This window comes from Paraburkholderia sp. BR10954 (genome assembly GCF_040965775.1).
In the GTDB taxonomy this organism is placed as follows: domain Bacteria; phylum Pseudomonadota; class Gammaproteobacteria; order Burkholderiales; family Burkholderiaceae; genus Paraburkholderia; species Paraburkholderia youngii.
Genome location: NZ_JBFRCK010000116.1, coordinates 1 through 4491 on the forward strand (window position 1 = coordinate 1; position 4491 = coordinate 4491).

At 58.0% G+C, this 4491-nt stretch carries 5 protein-coding genes and 1 pseudogene; 4 read left to right on the forward strand and 2 right to left on the reverse strand.

Annotated features, from left to right (window positions below; all coding sequences use genetic code 11):
- The coding region (tnpB, locus tag AB4Y34_RS40875) for an IS66 family insertion sequence element accessory protein TnpB (RefSeq protein ID WP_368719205.1) at positions 1-241 on the forward strand (241 nt) is incomplete at its 5' end.
- Positions 242-369: 128 nt separating this feature from the next.
- Here tnpB and AB4Y34_RS40880 read toward each other — a convergent pair.
- Positions 370-966 (reverse strand): plasmid pRiA4b ORF-3 family protein, encoded by a 597-nt coding sequence (locus AB4Y34_RS40880; protein ID WP_368719209.1) that lies wholly within the window; start codon positions 964-966, stop codon positions 370-372.
- Between the two features lie 11 nt (positions 967-977).
- A pseudogene (locus AB4Y34_RS40885) lies at positions 978-1193 on the reverse strand (transposase domain-containing protein); the annotation flags it as partial.
- A gap of 461 nt (positions 1194-1654) precedes the next feature.
- On the opposite strand from AB4Y34_RS40885, the gene AB4Y34_RS40890 reads away from it, so the two are divergent.
- From AB4Y34_RS40890 to AB4Y34_RS40900, 3 genes are all read left to right on the forward strand, one after another.
- A complete protein-coding gene (locus tag AB4Y34_RS40890; RefSeq protein ID WP_368719206.1) occupies positions 1655-2629 on the forward strand; it encodes a tyrosine-type recombinase/integrase in 975 nt (324 codons plus the stop codon).
- On the forward strand, positions 2626-3573 hold the full coding sequence (locus AB4Y34_RS40895) for a tyrosine-type recombinase/integrase (RefSeq protein WP_368719207.1): 948 nt from the start codon (positions 2626-2628) through the stop codon (positions 3571-3573). The genes AB4Y34_RS40890 and AB4Y34_RS40895 overlap by 4 nt, the downstream gene beginning before the upstream one ends.
- On the forward strand, positions 3570-4491 hold a 922-nt coding region (locus AB4Y34_RS40900), incomplete at its 3' end, for a tyrosine-type recombinase/integrase (protein ID WP_368719208.1). The genes AB4Y34_RS40895 and AB4Y34_RS40900, both read left to right, overlap by 4 nt.

Genomic DNA, 4491 nt, shown 5'->3' on the forward strand with positions numbered 1-4491 from the left:
TGCGCCTCGTGCTGCGCTGCCTGATGCCAGCATGATTGCGCCGCCAGGCGGTACCCGCGTATGGCTGGCAGCGGGCGTTACCGATATGCGCCGTGGCATGGATGGACTTGCCGCGCTGGTGCAGTCAGCACTCGGACGTGCCCCCTTCTCGGGGCACATCTTCCTGTTTCGTGGGCGTCGCGGTGACCTCATCAAAATTTTATGGTGGAGCGGCGACGGCATGAACCTGTACGCGAACTAACTGGCTTCATACTACAACTCCTTTTCTTGGATCAGAGGGTTTTGGGTGCTGCGCTCGCTCGCGCCGCTGTCGCACGGTCAGTGAGTCGATCCGTAAGCGTCAATCTGAGGCCGTCTTGACGATCAGAACTAGAACTTGACCTCTGAGAGCCGCTGATTCGTGAGCACGAGATCGAAGGCGGCGGGATCGAAGCTGCCGCCACACCACTCGAGGAAGTGGTCGTGCTCCTCGTGCGTCGGATCGGTGATCGCTTCGAGGAAGTCGGCATATCCTGGCACTCCACCGACATCTTCCGGTGGACACGCATTCTGCCCGTCCAGGCACAGCGGCCGGCGCATGTCTGGATCAGGCATCAGCGCCTTCTCGACCTTGATCCGATGCTGCCAGTTGTCACCGTAGTCGTAGATGTAGGTGAATGACTTCAGCCCGCCCAGCGCCTTCGCCAGCGTGACCCGTGCTTCATTGAGCATCGGTGGATCGCTCTGGAATCCGAAGTCATCAGGTTCACCATAGTTGGTTTCGCCGAAGACGAACTCGTGCAGGTGCCCGCCCTCCCAGCCCATGGCCAGTTGCAGCACGACATGCAGCTTGCCCAGCCGGATCGAGCCGGGAACGATGATTCGTCGCCAGATCGCCGGCTTGATGTACTTCAGCTCAACGCGCAGTACGTAGTCGGGCACTGGCGCCTTGACCAGGCGCACGGCAGGTTTGCGGGGTTGGACAATCGGATTGATTGTCAGGCGGCTTGCTGCTCGATGTATGCAGCCGGCTTCAGGCGCCACGGCAGCAACTCATCGATGCGGTTGATGGGATGATCGGCGATGCGCTCAAACACCGTGCGCAGGTAGGCAAACGGCTCGATGCCGTTCAGGCGTGCCGTACCGATCAGGCTATAGATCACCGCCGCGCTTTGGCCACCGCCGTCGGAGCCAGCGAACAGATAGTTGCGCCTGTTATGCCGAGATCGGCATAACAGGTCTTATGTGCACTTGCGGATTATGCGGTGTGCGATCCGTCTCGCGGCTCCGTTCCGAAGCGCCAACGTGTGTGGGGCGAGCTTCGGTTGGCTCTAACTCAGCATAATAAATCGTGATCTGATGGTGTTCCGCGAACCCGAGTGCGGAGATCATCATGTTTACCGATGCATGCCTGAATCGTCTCGCCCGGCGAGATTGGCTGTTTCACGGCCCCCTGAGCCAGCTCATCGATTCGTACATATGTAAGCTGGAGCGCTTACGTTACGCACGAGGTACTGTTGGAGCATACCTTCGGTGCCTCGCCCATTTCAGTTATTGGATGAGACGTAAGCGCATTTCTGCTTCGGATGTTGATGAGGCTCTCGTCGAGCACTTCATACGGGATCACCTGCCAGTCTGCCGCTGTCCAGAACCTTGCCGATCAGTTGTATCCGAGATGCGTGCAGCACTGCATCATCTTCTGGCGCTGCCATTCTTCGCTGATGCCGTCCCCACGACTGCGCCAGATCCCATAGCTCGTGAACTGCACAAATTTCATGAGTTTTTGCGCGATACGTGCGGCTTGGCGCGTTCGACGTGCGTCTATCGTGTCCGCCATCTTGAGGCATTTTTTGCAAGCTGCACGCTGAACGAGTCCGCCGAATCCTTAATCCTGACGATACCGGCGGTCGAGGCTTTCTTGACTGGCCTCGCCCGACGCCACTGGAAACCCAGTTCGCTCGGAGTCATCTGTACGAGCTTGCGTAGCTATCTGAGATTCCGGGCATTGCATGGTGACGATACCCGCCTTGCTCTTTCGACGATGCCGCTGATCGCCAACTGGCCGCATCGAAACCCGCCGAAGGTGCTGTCAGATATTCAGATCGAACGCTTCCTTCAAGCGTTCGACATAAATACCGCATCCGGCATGCGCGATTACGCCATAGCTCGCTGCATTCTCGATCTTGGCCTGCGCGGAGATGAGGCCACACACCTGACGCTGGACTCCATAGACTGGCGACGTGGCATCGTGACGTTACAGCACACCAAGAGCCACCGTGCGCAACGCATGCCGTTGCCAGAGCAGGCTGGTGCTGCTCTAGCCAGGTACTTGCGCGAGGGACGCCCGCAGACGGACAGCCGGTCTGTTTTCGTGCGTCACCGCGCTCCGTTCGGCGTTCCGTTAAGTGTCGCCGCGATTCGCAATGCAATGAACCGGGCATTCGCACGCTGCAACCTGGATGACCAATTCTGCAACACGCACGTGCTTCGGAGGTCAACCGCTACCCGCTTGCAAAGGACGAACGTTTCGATCAAGGAAATCGCTGATCTGCTGAGGCATCGGAGCTTGAACACGGCCCGCGTCTACGCCCGTGTGGATATTGAGCGCCTGCGGGAGGTTGCCCTGTCCTGGCCGGGGAGCACATCATGAACGTCACTGACGACTGGGGCTCCCGTGTGGTGGCGTATCTTGAGTATCGACGCAGTTTTGGGTTCGAACTTGCAATCGATGGCAAGCAGCTCGAATCTTTCGCACGTTTCGCTGATCAGCGTGGTGCAAGGCATCTGACACCTAGTCTTGCAGCGGACTGGGCCCGCGATTCAACGCGCGCCTCTCAGATAGGTTGGGCTCGCCGCATCGAAACACTGCGCGGCTTCGCTAGGTTTCACATGCGTACAGATCCCGATACGGTCATACCGCCGAGGAATCTGCTGGGTCGTGGACACCGTCGACTCGTGCCACACATCTTTACCGAACTGGAGATCCGGATGTTGCTGTCCGAAGCCAAACTTCTTGGGCCAGCCGGTGGTTTGCGCGCGCCAACGTGCTGTGTGCTGTTCGGTTTGCTAGCGACAACAGGGTTGCGAATCTCCGAAGCACTCCACCTGACCGACGCTGATGTCGATCTTCAAGCCGGTGTACTCGACATCCGCGACAGCAAATTCCATCAGCGTCGCTATGTTGCCATGCATGCAACGGTCTCAAGACAGCTACTCGAATATATCGACCTGCGGGACCAAATCATTTCCAGCCGCCGTTCAGATCGTTTCTTTCTGCGCGACGACGGTCAACGGGTGACTCAACGACAGGCGTTATACGCGTTGCGCGCGATCTGCGAGCGGCGGCTCGGCTGGAAACCTCGAGGCGACTATCGTCATCATCGGCTGCACGATCTTCGGCACACCTTCATCGTGCATAGCGCATTACGCTTCTACAGGGAGGAAGCGGACATAGAGCGATGTCTGTCGGCACTGTCGATCTATGTGGGGCATGCCAAGGTAGTCGATACGTACTGGTACTTTACAGGCATCCCTGAGCTGATGGCCATCGCGGCCGATCGCTTCGAACGTTACGCCGAAGGAGTCCCGGCATGAATACCCTGACTCAACCTTCTGAATTTGCCGCGTTGATCCAGCGCTTCTTCACCGAGCGTCTGCTGCAGCAACAAGCTGCAAGTCCTAGAACTGTCGCCGCCTATCGCGATGCGTTCCGCCTTCTACTTGGCTATGCAGAAGATCAATACCGTAAATCAGTTGCGCAGCTCACGTTGCACGACATCGACGCGGATCTCATCGTCGGATTTCTGACCTATCTCGAGCAAGAGCGCCACAACACCATACGAAGCCGCAATGCGAGGCTCGCTGCAATACGCGGGTTTGCGCAATACGTGGCGTCCCAGTGCCCTCCAGCCCTGTTTATCGCTCAGCGTATTCTGGCCATTCCGATGAAGCGATCCGACAAGCCGATGCCGGGGTTTCTCTCCCGTGGCGAAGCAAAGGCTCTGTTGGACGCCCCCGATAGTGAGACCTGGTCTGGCAGACGCGACAGAGCGCTACTCAAAGTGCTTTACAACACTGGGGCGCGAGTTTCAGAACTGATTGGTATCCGTGTCGATGATGTAGAGCTTGACGTCACTCCGAGCGTGAGCTTGCACGGGAAAGGCCGGAAACAACGGACCGTACCGCTATGGAGAGATACGGCCGTTGAGGTTCGACGCTGGATCGATTTTGCAGGTCTGCGCACCGATCAAGCGTTGCTACCCAATCGCTGGGGAAGGCCGATGACGCGGTCTAACGTTGCAGAAAGGATCGCCATCGCTGCAAACGCAGCAGCGACAGGCTGTCCGTCGTTGCTCGGACGATCGGTTTCGCCGCATACGCTTCGACACTATCTTCCCTGCCGGACTATGTCGGGCGATATCGATAAGAGTTCATATTGGCCCAACGATTGCGCGCCTCAGAACGGAAGCATCGCCCCGATCACCCAACATAGTTTCGTGACCCTACAGGCTA